This window comes from Streptomyces sp. NPDC001852 (genome assembly GCF_042891825.1).
Taxonomy (GTDB): Bacteria; Actinomycetota; Actinomycetes; order Streptomycetales; family Streptomycetaceae; genus Streptomyces.
On the sequence record NZ_JBIATN010000004.1, the window covers coordinates 61,621 to 84,345 of the forward strand.

The following is a 22,725-nucleotide window of genomic DNA, read 5'->3' on the forward strand; positions in this document are numbered from 1 at the left end:
GAATACTCCCCCTCAGCGCTTGTCAGGGGGCATGCATCTTCGCAACCCGGCGCGCCCCCCTGGCTGCGCCTCACGGGCCCCGACCCCCACGCGGGCCCCCGACTTCCCCTGGGAGGGAACGAAAAGTGAGGATCAAGCGCAACACTCCCCACATCGGCACCGCGAGACGGACCCGGCTGATCGCGATGGCCACCGGACTCCTGGCCGCGGCCGCGTTCGCCGCCCCCACCGCGAACGCCAGCGACGACCACACGTTCAGCGCAGCCCAGCTCAGCAGGGCCAACGACGCCGTCCTCAAGGCCGACGTACCCGGTACGGCCTGGGCGGTGGACAACAAGACCGACCGCGTCCTCCTCACCGTCGACAGCACCGTGTCCAAGGCAGAGATCGCCAGGATCAAGCGGCAGGCCGGCACCAACGCGGACGCGCTCACCATCAAGCACACCCCAGGCACGTTCAACAAGCTGATCAGCGGCGGCGACGCCATCTACGGCGGCCAGTACCGGTGCTCGCTCGGCTTCAACGTGCACAGCGGCAGTACGTACTACTTCCTCACTGCCGGTCACTGCGGCCAGGTGGCCTCCACCTGGTACAGCAACTCCAGCCACACCACCGTGCTCGGCACCAACGTCGGCTACAGCTTCCCGGGCAACGACTTCGCCCTGGTCCGGTACACCAACTCGTCGGTCTCGCACCCGAGTGCCGTGGGCGGCCAGTCCATCACGAGCGCGGCCACGCCGTCCGTGGGCGCGACCGTCTACCGGCGCGGTTCCACCACCGGTACGCACAGCGGCCGGGTCACCGCGCTGAACGCCACGGTCAACTACGGCAGCGGTGACATCGTCTACGGGCTGATCCAGACCACGGTGTGCGCCGAGGGCGGCGACAGCGGTGGTCCGCTGTACGCGGGTTCCGTGGCCTACGGGCTGACCTCCGGCGGCAGCGGTGACTGCACCTCCGGCGGTACGACGTTCTTCCAGCCGGTGACCGAGGCGTTGAGCTACTACGGGGTCACGCTGCCGTAGCGAGTCCGGCCCCGGCTTCCTCGGAACCCCCGCACGCCCTGTGGTGTGCGGGGGTTTCCTGGTGGCTGCGGTGCATGCGGTTTCGGCCAGTCGGTGTCGTCACCGTCCGGCGTGGGTCACTTGCGTGTCGTGTTTGCTGTGCGAATTCCCTGCATGACCGTGCTCAGTCAAAATGGCGCAGGGTGTGCGCACCCTCTCTACGCGCGTCCTGAAGTCAACCTTGTGCGCTCCCCGTGTCGTTCGGAAGAGTGGTCGCTCGTCAACCAGCCTTCCGGTCCGACAGGTCCCCACACCTCGCGGGCCATCCCCCCACAGGAGGACGTGAGTTGAAGCACCGACGCATACCCCGGCGGCGGATCGCCGTGGCCGGCGCGGGAATCGCCGCACTGGTCGCCGCGGGTGTCACCTTGCAGAATGCGAACGCCAGCGAGCCCGCGAAGCCGGCTTCGCAGCCGAAGGTTCTGTCCGCTCCGGCGGCCGGAAACCTCGCCTCGACTCTGCTGAACCGCCTCGGATCCCAGGCCGCGGGCAGCTACTACGACGCCTCGGCCAGGAGGCTCGTCGTCAACGTGGTCGACCAGGACGCGGTGAACGCCGTCGAGGCGGCCGGGGCCAAGGCGAGACTCGTCGCCAACTCGCTGGCCGCGCTCGACGGCGCGCGGACGACGCTGAAGAAGGACGCGACCATACCGGGGACGTCCTGGGCAGCCGACCCGGTGAGCAACAAGGTCGTCGTCACCGCCGACAGGACGGTCTCCGGCGCCCGGTGGGCCAAGCTGAGCAAGGTGGTCGAGGGGCTCGGCGGCAAGGCGGAACTGAAGCGGTCGAAGGGGGAGTTCAAGCCCTTCATCGCCGGGGGTGACGCGATCAGCGGGTCCGGCGGGCGCTGCTCGCTCGGCTTCAACGTGGTCAAGGACGGGCAGCCGTACTTCCTGACCGCCGGGCACTGCACCGCGGCCATCACCACCTGGTCGGACTCCAGCGGCAAGGAGATCGGGCAGAACGCGGAGTCCCACTTCCCGGGGACCGACTTCGGGCTCGTGAAGTACACGGCGCAGGTCGACCACCCGAGCGAGGTCGACCTGTACAACGGGTCCACCCAGAAGATCACCGGGGCCGCCGAGGCGACGGTGGGGATGAAGGTGACGCGCAGCGGGTCGACGACCCATGTGCACGACGGGACGGTCACCGGGCTGAACGCCACCGTGAACTACCAGGAGGGCTCCGTCAGCGGTCTCATCCAGACCGATGTGTGCGCCGAGCCCGGTGACAGCGGTGGGTCGCTGTTCTCGGGGAGCAGCGCCGTCGGGCTGACGTCCGGGGGCAGCGGCGACTGCACCTCCGGTGGGGAGACGTTCTTCCAGCCGGTCACCGCCGCGCTGTCCGCCACGGGGGCGCAGATCGGCTGACGCCGTCAGGTGTGCGTTCCGCGGAGTCCCGTCCCCCGGGTGCGGTGGGGGGCGGGGCTCCGTGCCGTGTTTGCGCAGGTGGGAAGCGGTCGAACGGATGTCGTACACACGTTCGAGAATGGGGGTATGGTGGGGGTGGAAGTAGGGAACTGATGTTCGAGAGCCGTTCGGGGCTCACGAGTGCGGGAGGTGCGTGTGCCGGGCTTCGCGCATCTGCACACCGTCTCCGGGTTCTCCCTGAGGTACGGGGCATCCCATCCGGAGCGGCTGGCGGAGCGTGCCTCGGAGCGGGGGATGGACGCGCTCGCTCTCACCGACCGGGACACCGTCGCGGGGGCGGTGCGCTTCGCCAAGGCCTGTGCCGGGGTGGGGGTGCGGCCGGTCTTCGGGGTGGATCTGGCGGTGGGTGCGGCCGAGGCCGTACGCCGCGAGAAGAGGAAGGTGCCGGTGCGGGGCGGGGCCTTCGTGGACGAGTCGGCTCCCCGTGTGACCTTTCTCGCCCGGGACGGGGCCCGCGGGTGGGCCGACCTGTGCCGGATCGTCACGGCGGCGCACGCGGGAGAGGGCGTGCCCCTGCTGCCCTGGCCGGACAATCACGGCGACGGCCTGGCTGTGCTGCTCGGCCCGGGGTCGGACGTGGGCCGTGCCCTTGCCGCGGGGCGTCCCGACCGGGCCGCGAAGCTGCTCGTCCCCTGGCGCGAGGTCTACGGCGACGCGCTGCGCCTGGAGGCCGTCTGGCACGGTCGTGACGGTACGGGGCCCGGCTCGCTGCGGCTGGCCGCCCGCACCGTCGGCTTCGCCGCCGGGCAGGGGGTCCGGCCGGTGCTCAGCAACGCCGTCCGGTATGCCGATCCCGGGGCGGGGCCCGTCGCCGACGTGCTGGATGCCGCGCGACGGCTGGTCCCGATCGACCCGCGCGGGGAGCTGGACTCCGGCGAGGCCTGGCTGAAGGACGCGCAGGGCATGCTGCAGGTCGCCGAGCGGGTCGTGGAGGCCGCCGGGTACCGGCGGGACACCGCCCACCGGCTGCTGGAGCAGACCCTGGCCACGGCCGCCGGGTGCCGGGTCGACCCCGAGGGGGATCTCGGCATCGGGACCGTGCACTTTCCCGAGGCGCATCTGGTGGGTGCCGGGCGGCGCACCGCCCAGCGGGCCCTCGCCTCGCGCGCGGTGGCCGGGATGGTGCGGCTCGGGTACGGCGGGCGGCGCGAGTACTGGGAGCGGATGCACCACGAGCTGGACATCATCGCCCATCACGGCTTCGCCTCCTATTTCCTGACGGTCGCCCAAGTGGTCGACGACGTACGGACGATGGGGATCCGGGTGGCCGCTCGTGGTTCCGGGGCGGGCTCCCTCGTCAACCATCTGCTGGGCATCGCGCACGCCGATCCGGTCGAGCACGGGTTGCTGATGGAGCGCTTCCTCTCCAAGGAGCGGGTGGTGCTGCCCGATATCGACATCGACGTGGAGTCCGCCCGGCGGCTGGAGGTCTACCGGGCGATCATCGGCCGGTTCGGCACCGAGCGGGTCGCGACCGTTTCCATGCCGGAGACCTACCGGGTGCGGCACGCCATCCGGGACGTGGGCGCCGCCCTTTCCATGGACCCGGCCGAGATCGACCGGGTGGCCAAGTCCTTTCCGCACATCCGGGCCCGGGACGCGCGCGCCGCGCTGGAGGAGTTGCCCGAGCTGAGGCGGCTCGCGGGGGAGAAGCAGCGGTACGGCAGGCTGTGGGAGCTCGTCGAGGCGCTCGACGCCCTGCCGCGCGGGGTCGCCATGCACCCGTGCGGGGTGCTGCTGTCCGACGCCTCGCTCCTCGCCCGTACGCCGGTGGTGCCCACCAGCGGTGAGGGGCTGCCCATGTCGCAGTTCGACAAGGAGGACGTGGAGGACCTCGGGCTGCTCAAGCTCGATGTGCTGGGCGTGCGGATGCAGTCGGCCATGGCGCACGCGGTCGCCGAGGTGGAGCGGGTGACGGGCGAGCGGGTCGACCTGGACGCGCTGCCGGCCGGGGATCCGGAGACGTACCGGTTGATCCGGTCCACCGAGACGCTGGGCTGCTTCCAGATCGAGTCGCCGGGGCAGCGGGACCTGGTGGGGCGGCTGCAGCCGAGCACCTTCCATGATCTGGTCGTCGACATCTCGCTGTTCCGGCCCGGTCCCGTCGCCGCCGACATGGTGCGGCCGTTCATCGAGGCGCGGCACGGGCGGGCGCCGGTGCGTTACCCGCATCCCGATCTGGAGCGGCCGCTGGAGGGGACGTACGGGGTCGTGGTCTTCCACGAGCAGGTCATCGACATCGTCGCCCTCATGACCGGGTGCGGGCGCGGCGAGGCCGACCGGGTGCGGCGGGGGCTCTCCGACCCGGAGTCGCAGGGGCGGATCAAGGTGTGGTTCGCGCAGCAGGCGGCAGCGAACGGGTACGGCGCGGAAACGATTCGGCGCACCTGGGAGATCGTGGCGGCCTTCGGGTCGTACGGGTTCTGCAAGGCGCATGCGGTCGCCTTCGCCGTGCCGACGTATCAGTCGGCCTGGCTGAAGGCCCATCACCCGGCCGCCTTCTACGCCGGGCTGCTCACGCACGACCCGGGCATGTACCCCAAGCGGCTGCTGCTGGCCGACGCGCGGCGGCGTGGGGTGCCGATCCTGCCGTTGGACGTGAACGTGTCCGGGGTCGCCCATCGGATCGAACTGGTGTCCGAGTCCGGGGTGTGGGGGCTGCGGCTCGCCCTCTCCGATGTGCACGGCATCAGCGAGGCCGAGGCGAAGAGGATCGCGGACGGGCAGCCGTACTCCTCCCTGGTGGACTTCTGGGAGCGGGCGCGACCGAGCCGGCCGCTCGCCCAAAGGCTCGCCCAGGTGGGGGCGTTGGACGCCTTCGGCGCCAACCGGCGGGATCTGCAGCTGCACCTGACCGAGCTGCACCGGGGTGCCCGGGGCGGTGGTGGCGGGCAGTTGCCGCTGGCGGGCGGGCGGAAGACCGCCTCGGCCGGGCTGCCCGACCTGACCTCGGCGGAGAAGCTCAGCGCCGAGCTGGGTGTGCTGTCCATGGACGCCTCGCGCAACCTGATGGACGACTACCGCACGTTCCTGGACGAGCTGGGCGTGGTCTGCGCACGCCGGCTGCGCGAGGCGCGGCACGGCGAGACCGTGCTGGTCGCCGGCGCCAAGGCGGCCACCCAGACCCCGCCGATCCGCTCCGGCAAGCGGGTCATCTTCTCCACGCTGGACGACGGCACGGGACTGGTCGACCTGGCGTTCTTCGACGATTCCCACGACGCCTGCGCCCACACCGTCTTCCACTCGTGGCTGCTGCTGGTGCGGGGAGTGGTGCAGCGGCGCGGCCCGCGCAGTCTGAGTGTGGTGGGCTCCGCCGCCTGGAACCTCGCCGAGCTGGTGGAACTGCGTGCCGAGGGCGGGCTCGACGAGGTGGCGGCACGACTCGCGGAGCCGGTGGCCAAGGACGCCGGCGGCGATCCGACCGGCGGGCGGCGGATCCAGCTGCCGACCGGATACGAGATGCATCCGTGGGCCGATCTGCGGCCCGCGGGGCAGGAGGCCTCTCAAGGGCCTGCTGCCGTACGGAAGTTGTGGCACCAGAGTCCGGGGAGTGCGGGATGACCATTCTCTGCGTACGTTTCCAGCTGCCGCCGATGCACGAGGCGGCCCTGCCGGGACTGCTCGGGTTGCTGGAGGACTTCACTCCGGTCGTTCAGGCGCTGCCGCCGGACGGGGTGCTGGCCGATCTGCGGGGCGCCGAGCGGTACTTCGGGCGCAGCGCGGTGGAGCTGGCCTCGGTGATCCGGGTGCGGGCCCTCGCGCTGTACGGCGTCGACTGTACGATCGGCGCCGGTCCGGGGCCGATGCTGGCCCGCGTGGCGCTGCAGGATGCCCGGCCCGGGGTGACCTGCGCCGTGCCGGAGGACGCCGTCGCCGAGTTCCTCGCCGGCAAACCCGTGTCCGCGCTGCCCGGCGTCGGCGCGGCGACCGCCCGCACCCTGAGCGAGTACGGCCTGGACACCCTGGGCCTGGTCGCCGCCGCGCCGCTGTCCACGCTCCAGCGGCTGATCGGCGCGAAGGCCGGCCGCGAGCTGCGCGAGCAGGCGAGCGGCATCGACCGGGGGCGGGTCGTGCCGAACGCCGTCTCGCGGTCGCTGGCCACGGAACGGGCCTTCGACCTCGACGAGTTGAACCCCGACCTGCACCGCAGGGCGCTGCTGTCCGCCGCCGGGGAACTCGGTGCCCGGCTGCGCGCGGTGCAGAAGGTCTGCCGCACCCTGACCCTCACCGTGCGCTACGCCGACCGCTCCTCCACCACCCGCAGCCGCACCCTGAAGGAGCCGACCGCGCACTCGACGGCGCTGACCAGGGCGGCCTACGGCATGTACGACGCGCTCGGCCTGCAGCGCGCCCGGGTCCGCGCGCTCACCCTGCGCGCCGAGGGTCTGGCCCCCGCCGACCAGGCCTCCTACCAGCTCACCTTCGACCCCGTGGACGAGAAGGTCCGCCGCATCGAGGAGGTCGCAGACCGCGCGCGGGCGAAGTTCGGGCCCCGCGCCGTGATGCCGGGGGCGCTGGGGCGCAGCGGCGGCTCCACGGGCGTCAGTTGGCCCAGGGCGGCGTGATACGGGTGCCGTCGGCCAGTTCCGCCTCCAGGCCGACGGAGGTGGTGACCCAGGAGAGCGCGGTGTGATCGGTCGGGTTCTCCACGGCGAGGGTGGCGCCGGGGTTGACGATCACCGTGTCCCCCGCGCCGATGCGGTCGGTGCGCCCGTCGAGGGTGACCAGCAGCTCGCCCACGAGCAGATGGAAGATCTCCCCGCGGCTGACGGTGTGGGCGGGCGCCTTGGTGCCCGCCGGGATCTCCCCGCGCCAGGCGCACAGCTCCTTGCTTCCGGTCAGCGGGGTGGCGTACGAGACGAAGCGGGCGCCGTGGATCTCATGGGTCGTGGCCTCGGACGAGCGGACGACGGGCATGCGGTGATCTCCGTTCAGGTGGGACAAGCGGGCAAGTGGTCAAGTGACTTGTCTACAAGGTCAAGCTGCTTGACCAATCTGTCAAGGGTGTTTCAATGCCTCCGTGCAGAACTCCGAAGCCATGGCCCTGTCCGCCGCCCTGCTCGCCGTCTCCGGCAACCTCACGCAACGCATCCACGACGGGGTCGTGGCGCGCGGGTTCACCGATCTGCGGCCGGCGCACGGCTTCGCCTTCGCGCGGCTCGCGCCGGACGGCGCCACCGTCACCGATCTCGCGACGCACCTCGGGGTGACCAAGCAGGCCGCGAGTCAGCTCGTGGACGAGATCGTATGCAAGGGGTACGCCGAGCGGCGGCCGCATCCGCAGGATGCGCGGGCCCGGCTGATCGTGCTGACCGAGCGCGGCTGGGCCTGCACCCGGGCGGCGGAAGCGGCGGCGGCCGAGGTCGTGGGGGGATGGGCCGAGCTGCTGGGGGAGGGTGAAGTGCGCGCGCTGGGGGAGCGTTTGGCGCGGATCGCGCCCGATGGTCCGATCCGGCCTGCCTGGTGATGATCCGCCAGGGTTCGAGCGGCGCTCCGGTTATCGCTGGAAGTTTTTACTGACGCGTAACTTCACGCCAGTGCTACTCGCCCGTAACTTGATGGGTGAACAGCATCCTCGTGATCCGGATCACAGGGTAAGGCCCCCACCTCCCTTGAGCCGCAAGGAGATCACCCGATGCTGCCTTGGAAACGTGCGCTCAGACCCCTCGCCGCGCTGCTCCTCACCGCCGCCGTCGCCACCGTTCCCGCCGCGACGGCCGCCGCCGACACGGCGCCCAGCAGTGGCTGGAACGACTGGTCCTGCAAGCCCTCCGCCGAACATCCCCGCCCGGTCGTCCTGGTGCACGGCACCCTGGGCAACTCGGTCGACAACTGGCTCTCCCTCGCCCCCTACCTGGAGGACCGTGGATACTGCGTCTACTCCCTGGACTACGGCCGGCTGACCGGCGTCCCCCTCTTCTACGGCCTCGGCCCCGTCGACAAGTCGGCCGAGCAGTTGTCGGCCTTCGTGGACAAGGTGCTCGCCGCGACCGGAGCCGCCAAGGCCGACCTGGTCGGCCACTCCCAGGGCGGCGTGATGCCCCGCTACTACCTGAAGTTCCTCGGCGGTGCCGCCAAGGTGAACGCCCTCGTGGGCCTCGCCCCCGACAACCACGGTGCCTCGCTGAGCGGACTCACCAACCTGCTGCCGTACTTCCCCGGCGCCTCGGACCTCGTCAAGGCCACCACCCCCGGCCTCGCCGACCAGATCCCCGGCTCCGACTTCCTCACCAGGCTCAACGCGGGCGGCGACACCGTCCCCGGAGTGCACTACACGGTCATCGCCACCAAGTACGACGAGGTGGCCACACCCTGGCAGAGCGACTACCTGAGCGGCTCCGACGTCCACAACGTCCTGCTCCAGGACCTCTGCCCGCTCGACCTCTCCGAGCACGTCGCCATCGGCCTGTTCGACCGCATCGCCTTCCACGAGGTGGCGGACGCGCTCGACCCGGCCCACGCCACGGCCACCACCTGCGCGTCGGCCTTCAGCTGACGTGCCGCCGGGGCCTGTCCGGCCTGAGCCGCCGGACAGGCCCCGGAACCTCAGCGGCGGTGCGCGCCACCCGCCGCGCGCCGCCGCACCGACAGGAACAGCGCCGCCGCGCCGCCGATCGCGACACAGGAGGTGCCGGAGGAGGCGCCCGTCTCCGCGAGGTCGCGCGAAGTACCGGCCGCCTCGGGCGTGTTGGGCGCGGTGGAGGGCTGTGGTGCGGGGGCGGCCGTTTCCTCGCCGCGGTGACCGTGGTGCCGCATCGTCGACTTGCCGGCACCGGCCGCGATCTGCTGGTCGGAGGGCGGGGAGGCGGTCGGGGCGGGGGTGGAGCCCGTGCTCCCCGTGCTGCCGCCGCCGAAGTCCACGTCCGAGCAGGAGTAGAACGCCTCCGGGCTGTCCGAGCGCTGCCAGACCGCGTACAGCAGCTGTCGGCCGGACCGCTCGGGAAGCGTGCCGGAGAACGTGTAGAAGCCGCCCGAGGCGACCGGGTCGGTGACCGTCGCCACCGGGTGCTCCAGATCCAGCCCGGACCAGGCCGGCGGCTTGGCGGGGTCGTAACCGGGCTTGGTGAGATAGACCTTGAAGGTTCCCTTGTGCGGCGCCGTCACCCGGTACTTGAAGGTGTACGACCCGCCGCGCACGCGCGTCGCCGGCCAGTCGGCGCGGGCCAGGTCGAGGCCCTTGAACTCCTCGTTGTCCGCGCTGCACAGCTTGCCGTCCGGGATCAGCCTCCGGTGCCGTCCTGCGGCGTCGCCGATCCGGATGCCGTTCCAGTCGTACAGCGCCTGGGTGCCGCCGGCCGCCACGGCCGCCCTGCACGCCGCCGACTTCGGGCTCTCCGGGCCCTCCGCGTAGCACTGCGAGACACGGCTGACCGGGTCGCCCATCGAACCGTGCGCGGACGCCGGAGCGGCGGCGAGCACGGTCAGGGCGACGGCCGGCAGACCGAGCGCGGCGGCGACGGCGGCCGTGCGGCGGGCACGAGCGGGCATGCGGAACTCCTCGGAAGACGGTCCTTCGGTGGGGCAGAACCCGGGGGAGCCCGGCGGAAGCCGGGGGGGAACCCGGGGGACCCCGTGGGGGGTGTTCCGAAGCTAGCCCCGGGAAGCCGTGAAATCGCCTGCTGCAGGCGGAGGGAGGAGATCCTTATGGTGCCGTTAAGCCGGGACTAACCGGGGGCTCAGGCTTCCCGGCCGCGGTGCCCGCCTCACTCCGGGCCGTAGAACAGCCGCAGGAACTCCTCCATCGCCGCGTCGACGCCGGCGCGGTCACCGGTGGCGAGGAGGTCGAGCAGCAGACCGCGGACGGTGGCGAGTCCCAGCCGGGCGCGGCTCCGGGCCGTCACGGGGTCCGCCCCCGCGCCGGTCTCGGCGGCCGCGAGCGGCTCCAGCCAGTCCGTCACGAGCCCTTCGAGGACCGGGACGGCCTCCGGGCGGCCGCGCAGCGCGTGCCCGCAGATCTCGAAGAAGAGCCGCTCCTGACCGGCCAGCCGAGGGTCCGTCAACTGCCGCCAGAGCAGCCGCGCGACGTCGGCCGGCGACAGGCCGGGCTCCAGGTGGAGCCGGGACAGCAGCTCGCGCCGGCGCCGCTCCGACGTCCGGACGATCTCGACGAGCAGGTGCTCCTTGGAACCGAAGTAGTGGACGAGCATGCGGTGGCTGACGCCGATCGCGGCGCCGAGGCGGCGCAGGCTCAGGTCCGCGATGCCGTGCGCCGCCACGTGGTCGGCAGCCGCGTCCACCAGGTGTGCGCGCCGGTCCCGGTCCGCGCCGTGCCCCGCCTCGCCGGAGGGATGCGAGTCGCCCGTCTTCACCACGACGCGAGTGTACCCAGGGGTACATGACCCATGTACCGTGTGGTACATGAAGCCTGTCACCGTGTCGATCGACGTGGCACAGACGCCCGAGCAGGTCTACGACTTCCTCGATGTCATGGCTCACCACGAGCGGTTCACCGACCACTACCTGACCGACTGGCACTGCAGCGGCCCCCGCCGGGGCGTCGGATCGTGCGCCAGGGTCACTGCCGCACTGGGCGGCGTGCGGACCGCCGTCACCATCGAGGTCGTCGAGGCCGAGGCGCCGCGGCGGATCGTCGAACGCAACGTCAGCGCGGCCGGCCGGCGCCTGGCCCACGGCACCTACGGCATCTACCCGCTGCCCGCCGGCGGGAGCCGTGTCTCGTTCACGTACGCCTGGGATCGCGCCCCGCTGGCCGACCGGCTGTTCGCCCCCCTCGTGCGGAGCGTGATGGAGCGCGCCAACCGCACGGTCATGCGGCGCCTGGCCGCCGAGTTGGCCCGGGCGGACAGCGTACGTCCATGATCGAAGAGGATCCCGAGCGGGTGCGGCCGGCCGTCGCCGAGGACGTGCCGGCCGTCAAGGCGGTGACGGATGCGGCCTACCACCCCTACATCGCGCGCATCGGTGTGGTGCCGCAGCCCATGGAGGCGGACCACACCGCGAACGTGGCCGCCGGCAAGGTGTTCGTCACCGGAGAACCCGTCGACGGTCTGGTCGTGGTCGAGCCCTTCGCCGACCACCTCTTCCTGGACAGCATCGCCGTCCGCCCCGGTGCCCACGGCACGGGCGTCGGACGACGGCTGCTGCACTTCGTCGACGCACGCGCGCGTGCGCTGGGTCTCGGCGAGATCAGGCTCTACACGAACGCGTTGATGTGGGAGAACCAGAAGATCTATCCGAAGTACGGATACGAGGTCGTGGAACGCCGCGTCGACGGGCCCTACGACCGGATCCACTACCGCAAGCGGCTGGACTGACGGCCGCGGCGGGTCAACCGTCGGGCCACCAGGTGCGCGCGATGTCCTTGCGCACCTCGGATCGTCCCGCGGGGCGGTCCTCCGCCTCGTCGCGGGTCCGGCGGCTGTCCGTCTTCTTCAGGGGCTTCTGCACGGTGACGCGGCGCATGGCTGCCTCCTTCAGTGCCTACCGGGTTTCCGTGTCGGCACGGTGGTAGACGCTTTTGGCGAGAGTTCCTCATCGGAGCCGGGTTGTCAGTGGCGGCTGTCACTCTTCGGGTATGACGAACATGAGTGACGACACGGTTGCGGCGGGTGTCCCCGGAGTCGACTGGGACGCCGAGGCCGACGCCTTCGACGACGAGCCGGACCACGGGCTGCGCGACCCCGGCATCCGCGCGGCCTGGGAGGACCGGCTCCGCTCCTGGCTGCCCGAGCGCCCCGCCGACGTCCTCGACCTCGGCTGCGGCACCGGCAGCCTGTCGCTCCTCGCGGCGGAGCAGGGACACAGGGTGACGGGCGTCGACTCGTCCCCGGCCATGGTCGAGCGGGCCCGCGCCAAGCTCGCCGGGCGCGACGCGGTGATCCTGCGCGGGCAGGCCGCGACGCCGCCGGTGGGGGAGCAGCGCTTCGACGTCGTCCTCGTACGGCATGTCCTCTGGACCCTGCCCGAGCCCGCCCGTGCCCTGCGGCACTGGCGGGACCTGTTGCGCCCCGGGGGCCGTTTCGTGCTCGTCGAGGGCGTCTGGGGCACGGTGCACCCCGTGGGCATCCCCGCCGGCCGACTCGCCACGCTGCTGGCACCGCTGACCTCGGACGTGCGCGTCGAGCGACTGTCCGGCGACTCCGTGCTGTGGGGCAAGCCGGTGGAGGACGAGCGGTACGCGGTGGTGGCCATGGTGTGAGAGCGAGGACGTCAGGTCAGCAGCTTCTCGAAGTCGTCGGTGTGGGCCAGTGACTCGAGTTCGTCGAGGGTGGCCACGGCGGCGGACGCGGCCTCGGGGTCCGTCTCCGTCAGGCCGCTCTCGGCGAACTCGTCCTCGTCCAGACGCCGTACGTCGCTGCCGTCGGCGGAGCGCCACAGGTCCAGGTCGAGGTCCTCCACGACCAGTTCACCGGCGGTGCGGACCGCCGGCCGGGTGATGTCGCAGTACCAGCCCTTCACGGTGCCGTCGGCGGCCCGCACCTCCTTCACCGAGTACCAGCGGTTGCGCCAGTAGTACTCGGTGAAGACGTCGCCCGCCTCGAAGCGGACGAAGCCGAAGTCGCGGACGCCGGCGCCCGCCCAGGGCGCGCGTACGGCGATGCGGGTGCCGTCGTCGGCGAGCAGCTCGGCCGGGTAACGGATCTTCGTGCGGCCCGCCTTGACCAGCACGATCTCCAACCGGGCCGTGGTTTCAGCCGAGTTCGCGGACATAGCGCACCTCCGTGGCGCAGACCTCGTATCCGAGCCATCTGTTGATCGCGATCATGGGCTCGTTGCCGGCGTCGTTGCCCGTGAAGGCCTCGGTGAGACCGGCGGCGCGGGCCCGGTACAGGGAGTGGATCTTGGCGAGCTTGGCCAGGCCACGGCCACGGTGGGCGCGCGCGGTACCGGTCATCGCGGTGGAGTAGCGGCCGGTGGCGCCGTCGGTGTAGGCCACGCTGAAGGCGACGGGACGGCCGTCGACACACGCGGCCACCGTCAGGTCGCGGTCCAGCAGCGGATGCTTCCAGTACTGCTCGACCCAGGCGTCGTAGTCCGTGTACTCGAAATCGACGTCGCCCGGTTCGTCCAGCATCGTCTCCGCGTCCAGCTCGAACAGCGGGCGCGGGTCGTCCGCGAAGTCCGCGGCCGTGCACAGTTCGACGTCCGGCGGGGTCCGAGGCAGCGGCGGGAGAGCGGTGCCCGCCAGATCGAGGCGGAGGAAAAGGGCCGGCCGGCTCCCGCGGTAGCCATGCCGCTGCGCGAAGGCACGGCTCGCCGGCTCGTCGAGGACCCAGCTGAGCAGCCTGGTCGCGCCCTGCGCGGCGAGGTGCTCCTCGCCCGCCCGCAGCAGCAGCCCGCCGGCGCCGCGGCCGGTCCGGTCCGGCCGGACGTGGATGTTCAGCAGGCCCTGGCCCGGCTCGGTGCTGTCGTGGGCCAGGTGGACCTGGGCCGTGCCGATCACCTCGCCGTCCTCCTCCGCGACCAGCGGGCGGTAGCGGGCCTCAGGCGGCATGTGTGCGGCGTTGTGGCGGACCGAGTCCGGGGTGAACAGGATGAACGGCAGGGCGAGATGGCGGACCCGGGCGAAACCCTCGGTGTCGGCCGGGACGTCGGGGCGGAGATCCCGCACGATCACTGTCATGGTGAGGCACCGTACGGGGCCGGGGGCCGGGGATGCCTCTCATTTTCCGCCGGGTACGGGACAATCGGCCCGTGAGCCTGAAGATCCGCATCGATGACAGCGCGCCCCCGTACGAGCAGGTGCGGGCGCAGATTTCCGAGCAGGCGCGGTCCGGAGCAGTGCCGGTGGGATACCGGCTGCCGACCGTGCGGGGGCTGGCCGAGTCCCTGGGCCTCGCGGTGAACACGGTCGCCAAGGCCTACCGGGCGCTGGAGAGCGACGGGGTGATCGAGACGCGGGGGCGCAACGGAACGTTCGTGGCTGCCGCCGGCTCGGCCGCGGAACGCGAGGCCTCCCTGGCCGCGCAGGCGTACGCGGAGCGGGTGCGGCGGCTGGGGCTGGGGGAGCCGGAGGCGCTGGCCGCGGTACGGGATGCGCTGCGGGCGGCGTACGGGGAGTAGGGGGTTGTGGAGGTTCGGTGACTACTGGCGTGTCGCGAGCTCCGGGATCCGGGTCACCGGCAGCCCCGCCCGCCCCGCCGCCCTCCCGAACGTCACCGCGTCCCGCACCGCCGCCCCGCCCGGATCGTTGTTGAAGTACGCGTACACGTCCTCCCCCTGCTCCCACGTCGTCGCGATGCGGTCGACCCACGTCTCCAGGGACCGCTTGCCGTAGCGGGGCCAGGGGTGGGCGCGGCCCTGGTGGAAGCGCACGTAGCCCCAGTCGGTGGTGCGCCACAGCGGGGTGACCGGGCGGGCCAGGACGTCCGCCCAGCACAGGGCCGCTTCCCGGGCCGACAGCACCTCCCGCACCTCGGGTGTCCACCAGGAGTCGTGGCGCGGCTCGACCGCGACCCGCGCACCGGACGGGAAGCAGGCCAGGCAGGCGTCCAGGAGCGCGGGGTCGGCGCGCAGCGTCGGGGGGAGCTGGAGGAGGACCGGGCCCAGGCGGTCGCCGAGGCCCGCCGCATGGCTCATCAGGCGGTGGACCGGTTCCTCGGGTTCCTTCAGGCGCTTGATGTGGGTCAGATAGCGGCTGGCCTTGACCGCGACCACGAAGTCCTCCGGAACCCGGTCCCGCCACGCCTCGAAGTTCTCACGGGAGGGAAGACGGTAGAAGGCGTTGTTGATCTCCACCGTCGCGAACAGGCGCGTGTACTCCTCCAGCCACAGCCGCGCCGGGACCCCGGCCGGATAGACGAGGTCCCGCCAGTCCTTGTACTGCCACCCGGAGGTGCCGACGAACAAGGTCACAGCACCATCAAAGCACTACAGGTACAGGCCCGCGTCCGCGCCGTCCCGCGCCCCCGGCACTGAGGTCGGTGCCGTGCCCCGGCGCAGGGCGTACAGCTCGGCCAGCGTCGCCCCGTCCCGTCCCACGGCGTCCTCCCGGTCCTGGCCCTCGCTGCCGAGCCAGTTCACCGCTTCCCGGTGGGTCAGCTTGCCCACCTCGATGCGGGCCAGACAGCGGCCGGGGCGGACCACGGCCGGGTGCAGGCGCTCCAGGTCCTCGTTGGTGGTGACGCCGACCAGGACGTTGCGGCCCTGGCCGAGCAGGCCGTCGGTGAGGTTCAGCAGCCGGGACAGGGCCTGGCCGGCCGTGTGCTTGGCCTCGCCGCGGATCAGTTCGTCGCAGTCCTCCAGCAGCAGGAGCCGCCAGCGGCCCTTGCCGGCGCCGTCCTCCTCGCCGATCGCGATGTCCATCAGATAGCCGACGTCGGAGAAGAGGCGCTCGGGGTCCAGGACGCAGTCCACCTGGCACCAGTCGCGCCAGGAGCGGGCCAGGGTGCGCAGCGCGGAGGTCTTGCCGGTGCCCGGAGGACCGTGCAGGAGGAGCAGGCGGCCCGCGATGTCCTCCGGGGTCGTCCGCATCAGGCCGTCCATGGCCTCCGCCACCGGTGCCGTGTAGTTGGGCCGGACCTCGTCCCAGGTGCCCGCGGAGATCTGCCGGGTGGTGCGGTGCGGGCCGCGCCTGGGGGAGACGTACCAGAAGCCCATCGTCACGTTCTCGGGCTGGGGCTCGGGCTCGTCGGCGGCGCCGTCCGTGGCCTGGTCGAGGACCTTCTTGGCCAGTTCGGCGCTGGTCGCGGTCACCGTGACGTCCGCACCGCGGTTCCAGCGGGAGACGAGCAGCGTCCAGCCGTCGCCCTCGGCGAGGGTGGCGCTGCGGTCGTCGTCCCGGGCGACCCGCAGGACCCGGGCGCCGTCGGGCAGCAGGGTCGCGCCGGAGCGGACACGGTCGATGTTCGCCGCGTGCGAGTACGGCTGCTCGCCCGTCGCGAAGCGGCCGAGGAACAGCGCGTCGACGACGTCGGACGGCGAGTCGGAGTCGTCGACGTGGAGCCGGATCGGCAGAGCGTCGTGTGGGTTCGCAGACATGGGGCCATGATCCGGCACGGGTGTGCTGTGCGCACGGCATTTCCGGCCGCTTGTCTGGGTGTTCCAGGACGGTTCCGGGTGTTCCCAAGACCTGCCCGAGGCTCGGGTTCCGCCGTTACTGTTGTCCCCGATGGGACGTCATGGGTGGGATTCGGATACTCGGCGGTGGCGGCTCACCGCCCTGCTCGGTGTGGGCGCCGTCGCGCTGGCCCTGGTGGTGACCCTGGTCGGCACGCTGTCCGGCGGGCCCAGCACGGCTGGCACCACACGCGACGGCGACACGGTGCACGGCACCCCCGCCGCTCCCGGAGCGAAACCGGAGCCGTACGTCGGCTGGGGCTTCACCCACACCCAGTACAGCGCCGACGAGGGCGCCGGCGCGGCGACCGCCCGCGTGGAGAAACTGCTCGGACAGGACGCCGGGCTGGCGCAGAACCAGCACATCATGGGGTGGGGCGCGGACAATCCCGAACCGGTCCGGGGGCATTACGACTTCGGTGCCCTCGACCGCCGTGTCGACTTCGTACGGGCCTCCGGCGGCACCCCGGTGATCACCCTGTGCTGCTCGCCGGACTGGATGAAGGGCGGCAGGCCCGGCGTCGGCAACACGAACTGGAGCCAGGCCGCCCTGGAGACGGCCCCCACCCCCGACCACTACCAGGACTTCGCCGACCTCGCCGCCACCGTCGCCCGGCGCTACCCGGACGTGAAGCACTTCATCGTCTGGAACGAGTTCAAGGGCTTCTGGAACGACGCGGCGTCCCGCTGGGACTACGAGGGCTACACGAAGATGTACAACCTCGTGTACCAGGCACTGAAAAGGGTCGACAAAGACATCATGGTCGGTGGGCCGTACCTGGTGATGGACAGTGTCGACCCGCGCGACCAGAACGCCTCCCGCACGCTGAAGGGGCCCTGGGGCGCCATGGACCAGCGGGTGCTCGACGCCTTCTCCTACTGGAACACCCACAAGGCCGGCGCCGACTTCGCCGTGGTCGACGGCTCCAGCTACACCCGCGACGACGACCTGCTGCCGAACGAGTTCGCGGCCACCGACAAGCTGACGGCGGTCAGTGAGTGGGTACGGCGGCAGACCCACGGCCTGCCCCTGTGGTGGGCCGAGTACTACGTGGAGCCCGGCGACGGCAACGACGACCGCAAGGGCTGGTCCGAGCCGCACCGGGTCGCCGTCCAGGCCACCGGGATGATCGCCATGGTCAAGGGCGGCGCCGAGTCGGGCTTCTACTGGAACCCGGAGGACAAGACGGGCACCGACTGCGCCGGCTGTCTGTGGACGCCCACCGACAGCGCCGGCGGGGGACAGGCACGTCCCATGTACGACCTGGTGTCCCGGTTCGCCAAGGCGTTCCCGCCCGGCAGCCGGTACGAGACGGTCCAGGTCGCGGCGGACGACGTGCCCGAGGTCCGGGTCCTGGCCACGGCCCGGACCGTCCTCGTGGTCAACACGCAGAACCGGCAGATCAGCGCCCAGGTCGACGGCAAGCGGTTCGACATGCGGCCGTACGAGGTGAAGTGGCTCGACCGGTGATCCGGCCGAGCGCCCCTCACTTCATGGTCAGGAACCGCTGCAGCAGCGAGGCCAGCACCACCGCCAGCAGCGGCAGCGCGAACCAGAAGGTGCCCTGGAGCAGCCGCAGCTGACGCACGCCCGGCCGGAGCGCGACCCGTAGGACCTCCCGCGCGGCCAGCAGCAGGATCAGGACGACGGCGGACAGGGCGCCGACCACCGACCAGGAGGTCCAGGTCACCAGGGGGCCGATGGGCCCGGGCTTCGGCTGCGGCACCGCACCCGCGGGCTGCCTGCGCAGCGCGAACACGGTGACGTCGCCGTTGACCAGGACCTTCGTCAGCTCCTGCCGGTTGTCCAGGTTCTCGACCAGCCGGGGCTCCCAGGTCGCGGAGTAGCCCGCGTCCAGCTGCAGATAGGTCACCTGACTCTTGTTGATCATCAGATACGAGTTCGGGCCGGCATCCTTGAGCGCCTTGACCAGGCCCGACACCAGCACCGGGTCGGTCGGGGCCAGAGTGGGCACGTAGTTCACCCGCTCCATGTCCTTCGACCCCCACGGCATCGCCGGGGTCACGTCGTTGACCGTGTCCTGGGTCAGCCACAGCAGCCGCAGGGTCGGCTTGTCGTGGGCATACACCCAGTTCATGGCCGCGACCTCGCCGGGCCGGGTGCGCTCGAACGGCTCGTTGCCCCAGCGGGCCACCAGGAAGCCGCCCATCAGCAGCAGCCCGGCCAGGAGCGCGGCCAGCGGGGCGAGGCTCACCCGGTCCTTCTCGCGCTCCTTCGCGGTGACACCCGTGCGCGGGAAGAGGGCGAGCGCGCCGAGCAGGGCCGCACCCGGCACCGCGAACATGAAGACACGCAGTGCCATCTCACCGCCGTACGACTGCATGCCGAAGCCCAGGAACGGCACGAAGGTCAAAACCAGCAGGGAGCGTTCGCGGTAGCGGTGGAAGCGCCGGCGCCACCAGCCCCAGCAGGCGAAGGCCATGACCGAGCCGGCCAGCAGCACCCGGGTGTACAGCACCAGCTTGTGGGTGGAACTGCCGCCCTGGATCCGTCCGGAGACGGAGGTCGAGACATTGCTGCCGACCCCGCCGACCCCGCCGAACAGGTCGTTGAAGTGCCCGGACCAGTACGGCTCGGCCATGAAGCCCACCCAGACCGCGACCAGCACCGCGAAGAGCAGCGGCAGCCCGCGCAGTTCGGACCGGCCGAGCAGGACGAGGGCGGCGAGCACGCCGAGCATGACGAACGGGGTGAGCTGGTGCGCGGGCACACTCGCCGCGTACAGGCCGATCAGCACCAGCAGCAGGACCGCCCGCCGGCGGCGGTCCGCCGGCTCCACCTCGGCCTCGCCCGGACGGAACGTCGTCCAGATCACGCGCGGCGGGCGGAACCAGACCAGCAGGATCGCCACGAACACCAGGTACAGCAGATAGGTGAAGCCCTGCGGTGAGAAGTAGTCCTGGCCGACCCAGCCGCACAGCACGAACAGCCAGATGCCGGTCCACTTCGCCCGCCAGCTCGCCCGCAGGGACCTGGTGAGCAGGAACATCGGTGCCAGATAGGCGAGTTGGATCGCCGTCGGCCACCAGCGGATGACCTCGGTGAAGTCCGTGACCCCGCAGGCCCGGCCGACGAACGCGGCCACCGCGAAGAAGCCGGGCCAGCTCCAGCGGGCGTCCAGGTCCGGTACGGCGGACCCGGTGCGGTCGATGTAGTCGATGAACCCGAGGTGCTGCCAGGCCGTCGGGAACCGCGGCTCGCTCTCGATCACGGCGGGCAGCGCGTGCAGCGAGACGACCGTCGCCACCAGGGTGAGCAGCAGCAGCGCCCGGTGCTCGCGGCGCAGCCAGAGCAGCGCGGCGAAGACGACGACCAGCAGGGCCGCTCCGACCAGCGTCGGCAGAGGCAGCACCGAGATCAGCCCGAGTCCGCCCATCCGGGCCAGGTCGGCCTCGCCGAGCCGGAGCGCGGGCACCCAGTACAGCAGCAGCGCGGCGGTCAGCAGACAGCCGAGGACGACACCGGTGCGGGTGGGCAGCAGCCGCTGCCGGAGCGAGGCGGGGGCCGGCGGTTCGTCGGGCACGGCCTGCTCCGGTACGGCGGTGTCCGCCGGCTCCTGCGCGAGGGGCGCGTCGCTCTCCATCACGGGGTCGATCCTCCCCACGGACGCGCCCAGCTCCTCCTCGGTGAACGGTGCGTCCACCTCCGCCGCCTCCGCCTCCCGCAGCAGTTCCACCTCGGCCGGGCCCAGCGAGGCCTCGCTGCCGGGCTCCCTCTCCTCCACCGGGAGCCCGACCGGAAGCGCCGGCGATGGCACCGGCGTACCGGCGGGCGGGGTGCCGGGGCCCGGGCGGACGTCCGGCCGGCGTTCCACGTGGTCGAAATCGACGTGGATGCCGAGGGCGAGGGTGTCGGAGTCCAGCGCCCAGGCCGGGCTGTGGCGGCGCGCCGGCGAGGCGACCGGGACCTCCGGTGCCCCCAGGTCGGCGAGGTCCCCGTCGGGCGCCGCCGTGTCGGGCACGGCGTCGGCCGCGCTCCGGACGGTCTTCCAGAGCTTCGGCGCGGCGATCGCGGCGATCACCGCGAGGCTGCCGGCCTCGGCGAGGCCCGCACCGGTCAGCCCCATCCGGGGCAGGAGCAGCAGCGTCAGACCGAGCGTCAGCACGCACAACAGGCCCTGCAGCCAGGCGAGTCCGCCGGTGCGACTGCGTGCGCGCAGCACCGCGAAGTAGGTCTCGATCACGACCCGCAGCACCGAGCCGACCGCGAGCCAGCGCAGCAGCGGGGTCGCCGCGTGCGCGTATCCCGCCCCGAACACGCCGAGGATCCAGGGTGCGCCGACGAACAGCAGGCCCGCGATCGGCAGCATGATCCGCGCCATCCGCTGCAGCGCGGCCCGGGTGTTGGCGGCCAGCCGTCCCGGGTCGTGGGAGCCCTCGACCGTGAGGGACGCGCCCATGTTGATGGCGAGCAGGTCGGTCGTGCCGCCGATGGTGGTGGCGATGTAGAAGTACGCGTTCTCCGCGGAGCTGACCTGCGAGGCGACGAGCACCGGCACCAGGTAGATCACCGCGAGCGAGAACAGCGAACCGGTGTAGTCCCCGGCCAGGAACCGGCCGACCTGGTGCAGTGTCGGCGGCTCGGCGCGGCCCTCGGTCGCCTTGATGTGCCGGGGCACGAGACGGCGGAAGACCAGCCAGCCCAGCGGCACCACCGAGGTGGCGATCGCGGCCACCCAGGAGACGAAGACACCGGTGGTCGGGACGGCGGCGGCGAACGCGACGAGCAGGGCCAGCTTCACGGCCGAGAACACGGTGTTGCCGACCGGCACCCAGGTCGCGCTGCGCAGCCCGGTCAGCACCCCGTCCTGCAGCGTGAGCAGGTTCCAGGCGGCGACGGCCGCGAGGAAACCGAGCCCGTTGACGGTCCCGTGCAGGAAGCGGTACGACGGCCCCCAGGTGTCCAGGGTCAGCAGGAAGACGCCCGCCGCGAACGCCACCAGCAGGGAACTGCCCGCGTAGGTACGGAAGATCAGCCGGCCGGTATGTTTCCCGGCCACCGGGATGAAGCGGGCCAGGGCGCCGGTCAGGGTCACCGCGGTCAGCCCGGCCAGGAACTTCATCGCGGCGATGGCGGCCGAGCCCTGCCCGACCGCCGACTCGGAGTAGTAGCGTGCCGCGGCCAGCCAGAAGCCGAGCCCGAGGACGGCGGAGATGCCGGTGTTGAGCATCAGCGCGTAGGCGTTGCGGAACAGCGGGCTGCCGTCGGTGGACCGGCCGGTACCGGGCAGCCGCAGGCGGCGCCCGGACTTCTCGGGCGTCTGGGCGTCGGTCGTCGTGGACTCGGTCGTGGTCGTCGTGTCAGACACGGGAACGGATGGCCTTCCGGCGAACCTGGCGTGCTCTGCGGACGAGGGCGTAGCCCTTGGTGAGGGCGCGGTCCCTGGCGAAGGTGCGGGCCAGGGCCCGGCCGTGGAGGAGCCGCTCGAACTCCTCCACGCCGGTGGAGCGCCGGACCGTGACCCGCTGGAGCGCGTACGGTCCCTGACGTCGGCGCGCGAGGGCGTTGCCGACGGCGAGGGCCTGGACGTACCCGTCCTCGCGCACGGCCCGGCGGACCCGGCGGTCGGAGTAGCCGTAGGGGTAGGCGAACGACACCGGCCGGGCGCCGAGTTCGTCCCCGACGATCTCCGTGCAGCGGCTCAGTTCCGTGCGCAGGGCTTCGTCGCCGAGCTGGTCGAGCTGCGGGTGGGTGTGGCTGTGCCCGCCGATCTCGACGCCCGCGGCGGCCAGTTCGCGCACCTGCCGCCAGTCGAGCATGGCGTCCAGGCCGCCCCCGGTGTCGTACGCGCCCCTGATCCAGCCGGTGGAGACGAACAGGGTGGCCGGGAAGCCGTGCTTGGCGAGGGCGGGCAGCGCGTGCCGGTGCACGCCCTCGTAGCCGTCGTCGAAGGTGATCAGCACCGGCCGGGCGGGCAGCGGGCGGCCGGCGCGCCAGCGTGCCGCGAGGTCGGCGGTGGTGAGCGGGGTCAGCCCCAGGTCGCCGATGAGCGCCATCTGCTCCACGAACGCCTCCGGCGCGACCGACAGGGCCCGGGTGGCGTCGTTCGGCGAGGTGGCGACGGAGTGGTACATGAGGATCGGTACGGGAGCGTCAGTCATCGGTCCCCCCTTGGTCCCGCTCGTCGCCGCGCTCACCGGCGCCGGCCGCTGCGCCCCGGCGGCGAGTCGGTTCGCCGTCGACGCTGCGT

21 protein-coding genes are annotated in these 22,725 nt (G+C 72.0%); 11 read left to right on the top strand and 10 right to left on the bottom strand.

The features are described from left to right. Positions 1 to 125 precede the first annotated feature (125 nt). From ACFYZB_RS08215 to ACFYZB_RS08230, 4 genes are all read left to right on the top strand, one after another. Positions 126 to 1,025, top strand: coding sequence for a S1 family peptidase (locus ACFYZB_RS08215; RefSeq protein ID WP_388755779.1), 900 nt, complete (start codon positions 126 to 128; stop codon positions 1,023 to 1,025). A gap of 326 nt (positions 1,026 to 1,351) precedes the next feature. Further along, the gene (locus ACFYZB_RS08220; protein WP_388755782.1) at positions 1,352 to 2,434 is read left to right on the top strand and encodes a S1 family peptidase; all 1,083 of its coding nucleotides are present in this window, start codon (positions 1,352 to 1,354) and stop codon (positions 2,432 to 2,434) included. A 195-nt stretch (positions 2,435 to 2,629) separates the two neighbouring features. Further along, positions 2,630 to 6,055, top strand: a complete 3,426-nt coding sequence (locus ACFYZB_RS08225) for a DNA polymerase III subunit alpha (RefSeq protein ID WP_388755785.1) — start codon at positions 2,630 to 2,632, stop codon at positions 6,053 to 6,055. Continuing rightward, complete coding sequence (locus ACFYZB_RS08230) at positions 6,052 to 7,059, top strand: hypothetical protein (protein WP_388755788.1); 1,008 nt, start codon at positions 6,052 to 6,054, stop codon at positions 7,057 to 7,059. The genes ACFYZB_RS08225 and ACFYZB_RS08230 overlap by 4 nt, the downstream gene beginning before the upstream one ends. Here ACFYZB_RS08230 and ACFYZB_RS08235 read toward each other — a convergent pair. Beyond that, positions 7,037 to 7,411 (bottom strand): cupin domain-containing protein, encoded by a 375-nt coding sequence (locus tag ACFYZB_RS08235; protein ID WP_388755791.1) that lies wholly within the window; start codon positions 7,409 to 7,411, stop codon positions 7,037 to 7,039. The two genes, ACFYZB_RS08230 and ACFYZB_RS08235, sit on opposite strands and share 23 nt — an antisense overlap. A gap of 103 nt (positions 7,412 to 7,514) precedes the next feature. On the opposite strand from ACFYZB_RS08235, the gene ACFYZB_RS08240 reads away from it, so the two are divergent. Beyond that, on the top strand, positions 7,515 to 7,961 hold the full coding sequence (locus ACFYZB_RS08240) for a MarR family winged helix-turn-helix transcriptional regulator (protein ID WP_388755794.1): 447 nt from the start codon (positions 7,515 to 7,517) through the stop codon (positions 7,959 to 7,961). Between the two features lie 168 nt (positions 7,962 to 8,129). Next, entirely contained in the window at positions 8,130 to 8,990 is an 861-nt protein-coding gene (locus ACFYZB_RS08245; RefSeq protein ID WP_388755797.1) for an esterase/lipase family protein, read from the top strand. Positions 8,991 to 9,040: 50 nt separating this feature from the next. Here the strand turns inward: ACFYZB_RS08245 and ACFYZB_RS08250 are convergent, their stop codons facing one another. Together ACFYZB_RS08250 and ACFYZB_RS08255 are read right to left on the bottom strand one after the other, a co-directional pair. Then, positions 9,041 to 9,982, bottom strand: coding sequence for a lytic polysaccharide monooxygenase (locus tag ACFYZB_RS08250; protein ID WP_388755800.1), 942 nt, complete (start codon positions 9,980 to 9,982; stop codon positions 9,041 to 9,043). 215 nt (positions 9,983 to 10,197) lie between these two features. After that, positions 10,198 to 10,806, bottom strand: coding sequence for a TetR family transcriptional regulator (locus ACFYZB_RS08255; RefSeq protein ID WP_388755803.1), 609 nt, complete (start codon positions 10,804 to 10,806; stop codon positions 10,198 to 10,200). Positions 10,807 to 10,852: 46 nt separating this feature from the next. Here ACFYZB_RS08255 and ACFYZB_RS08260 point away from each other — a divergent pair, with 46 nt between their 5' ends. Both ACFYZB_RS08260 and ACFYZB_RS08265 read left to right on the top strand, forming a co-directional pair. Further along, positions 10,853 to 11,314, top strand: a complete 462-nt coding sequence (locus ACFYZB_RS08260) for an SRPBCC family protein (protein WP_388755805.1) — start codon at positions 10,853 to 10,855, stop codon at positions 11,312 to 11,314. Beyond that, complete coding sequence (locus ACFYZB_RS08265; protein ID WP_351206819.1) at positions 11,311 to 11,769, top strand: GNAT family N-acetyltransferase; 459 nt, start codon at positions 11,311 to 11,313, stop codon at positions 11,767 to 11,769. The genes ACFYZB_RS08260 and ACFYZB_RS08265 overlap by 4 nt, the downstream gene beginning before the upstream one ends. A 13-nt stretch (positions 11,770 to 11,782) precedes the next feature. On the opposite strand, the gene ACFYZB_RS08270 is transcribed toward ACFYZB_RS08265, so the two are convergent. After that, the gene (locus ACFYZB_RS08270) at positions 11,783 to 11,917 is read right to left on the bottom strand and encodes a hypothetical protein (RefSeq protein ID WP_351206817.1); all 135 of its coding nucleotides are present in this window, start codon (positions 11,915 to 11,917) and stop codon (positions 11,783 to 11,785) included. A gap of 121 nt (positions 11,918 to 12,038) precedes the next feature. Here ACFYZB_RS08270 and ACFYZB_RS08275 point away from each other — a divergent pair, with 121 nt between their 5' ends. After that, a complete protein-coding gene (locus tag ACFYZB_RS08275) occupies positions 12,039 to 12,653 on the top strand; it encodes a class I SAM-dependent methyltransferase (protein WP_388756511.1) in 615 nt (204 codons plus the stop codon). A gap of 11 nt (positions 12,654 to 12,664) precedes the next feature. On the opposite strand, the gene ACFYZB_RS08280 is transcribed toward ACFYZB_RS08275, so the two are convergent. Beyond that, the gene (locus tag ACFYZB_RS08280; protein ID WP_388755808.1) at positions 12,665 to 13,165 is read right to left on the bottom strand and encodes a DUF402 domain-containing protein; all 501 of its coding nucleotides are present in this window, start codon (positions 13,163 to 13,165) and stop codon (positions 12,665 to 12,667) included. Next, on the bottom strand, positions 13,146 to 14,078 hold the full coding sequence (locus ACFYZB_RS08285; RefSeq protein WP_388755811.1) for a GNAT family N-acetyltransferase: 933 nt from the start codon (positions 14,076 to 14,078) through the stop codon (positions 13,146 to 13,148). Before ACFYZB_RS08285 ends, ACFYZB_RS08280 begins: the two co-directional genes overlap by 20 nt. Positions 14,079 to 14,149: 71 nt before the next feature. On the opposite strand from ACFYZB_RS08285, the gene ACFYZB_RS08290 reads away from it, so the two are divergent. Continuing rightward, on the top strand, positions 14,150 to 14,518 hold the full coding sequence (locus ACFYZB_RS08290; protein WP_388755814.1) for a GntR family transcriptional regulator: 369 nt from the start codon (positions 14,150 to 14,152) through the stop codon (positions 14,516 to 14,518). Between the two features lie 21 nt (positions 14,519 to 14,539). Here the strand turns inward: ACFYZB_RS08290 and ACFYZB_RS08295 are convergent, their stop codons facing one another. Next, positions 14,540 to 15,310 (bottom strand): DUF72 domain-containing protein, encoded by a 771-nt coding sequence (locus tag ACFYZB_RS08295; protein ID WP_388755817.1) that lies wholly within the window; start codon positions 15,308 to 15,310, stop codon positions 14,540 to 14,542. Positions 15,311 to 15,325: 15 nt separating this feature from the next. Further along, positions 15,326 to 16,435, bottom strand: coding sequence for a DUF5925 domain-containing protein (locus ACFYZB_RS08300; protein WP_388755820.1), 1,110 nt, complete (start codon positions 16,433 to 16,435; stop codon positions 15,326 to 15,328). A gap of 130 nt (positions 16,436 to 16,565) precedes the next feature. Here ACFYZB_RS08300 and ACFYZB_RS08305 point away from each other — a divergent pair, with 130 nt between their 5' ends. Next, positions 16,566 to 17,984 carry a xylan 1,4-beta-xylosidase gene (locus ACFYZB_RS08305; protein WP_388755822.1) on the top strand — a complete coding sequence of 473 codons (1,419 nt, stop codon included), beginning with the start codon at positions 16,566 to 16,568 and terminating at the stop codon, positions 17,982 to 17,984. Between the two features lie 16 nt (positions 17,985 to 18,000). Here the strand turns inward: ACFYZB_RS08305 and ACFYZB_RS08310 are convergent, their stop codons facing one another. After that, positions 18,001 to 21,843, bottom strand: a complete 3,843-nt coding sequence (locus ACFYZB_RS08310) for a polysaccharide biosynthesis C-terminal domain-containing protein (RefSeq protein WP_388755824.1) — start codon at positions 21,841 to 21,843, stop codon at positions 18,001 to 18,003. Beyond that, positions 21,836 to 22,636, bottom strand: a complete 801-nt coding sequence (locus ACFYZB_RS08315; protein ID WP_388755826.1) for a polysaccharide deacetylase family protein — start codon at positions 22,634 to 22,636, stop codon at positions 21,836 to 21,838. The genes ACFYZB_RS08310 and ACFYZB_RS08315 overlap by 8 nt, the downstream gene beginning before the upstream one ends. Positions 22,637 to 22,725 lie beyond the last annotated feature (89 nt).

What these genes read in the sequence shown, in the direction of transcription:
- ACFYZB_RS08230 (WP_388755788.1), top strand. Translation starts at nt 6,052, where the DNA reads ATGACCATTCTCTGCGTACGTTTCCAGCTGCCGCCGATGCACGAGGCG.
- ACFYZB_RS08235 (WP_388755791.1), bottom strand. Translation starts at nt 7,411, where the DNA reads ATGCCCGTCGTCCGCTCGTCCGAGGCCACGACCCATGAGATCCACGGC.
- ACFYZB_RS08245 (WP_388755797.1), top strand. Translation starts at nt 8,130, where the DNA reads ATGCTGCCTTGGAAACGTGCGCTCAGACCCCTCGCCGCGCTGCTCCTC.
- ACFYZB_RS08250 (WP_388755800.1), bottom strand. Translation starts at nt 9,982, where the DNA reads ATGCCCGCTCGTGCCCGCCGCACGGCCGCCGTCGCCGCCGCGCTCGGT.
- ACFYZB_RS08260 (WP_388755805.1), top strand. Translation starts at nt 10,853, where the DNA reads ATGAAGCCTGTCACCGTGTCGATCGACGTGGCACAGACGCCCGAGCAG.
- ACFYZB_RS08265 (WP_351206819.1), top strand. Translation starts at nt 11,311, where the DNA reads ATGATCGAAGAGGATCCCGAGCGGGTGCGGCCGGCCGTCGCCGAGGAC.
- ACFYZB_RS08270 (WP_351206817.1), bottom strand. Translation starts at nt 11,917, where the DNA reads ATGCGCCGCGTCACCGTGCAGAAGCCCCTGAAGAAGACGGACAGCCGC.
- ACFYZB_RS08275 (WP_388756511.1), top strand. Translation starts at nt 12,039, where the DNA reads ATGAGTGACGACACGGTTGCGGCGGGTGTCCCCGGAGTCGACTGGGAC.
- ACFYZB_RS08280 (WP_388755808.1), bottom strand. Translation starts at nt 13,165, where the DNA reads ATGTCCGCGAACTCGGCTGAAACCACGGCCCGGTTGGAGATCGTGCTG.
- ACFYZB_RS08285 (WP_388755811.1), bottom strand. Translation starts at nt 14,078, where the DNA reads ATGACAGTGATCGTGCGGGATCTCCGCCCCGACGTCCCGGCCGACACC.
- ACFYZB_RS08300 (WP_388755820.1), bottom strand. Translation starts at nt 16,435, where the DNA reads ATGTCTGCGAACCCACACGACGCTCTGCCGATCCGGCTCCACGTCGAC.
- ACFYZB_RS08305 (WP_388755822.1), top strand. Translation starts at nt 16,566, where the DNA reads ATGGGACGTCATGGGTGGGATTCGGATACTCGGCGGTGGCGGCTCACC.
- ACFYZB_RS08315 (WP_388755826.1), bottom strand. Translation starts at nt 22,636, where the DNA reads ATGACTGACGCTCCCGTACCGATCCTCATGTACCACTCCGTCGCCACC.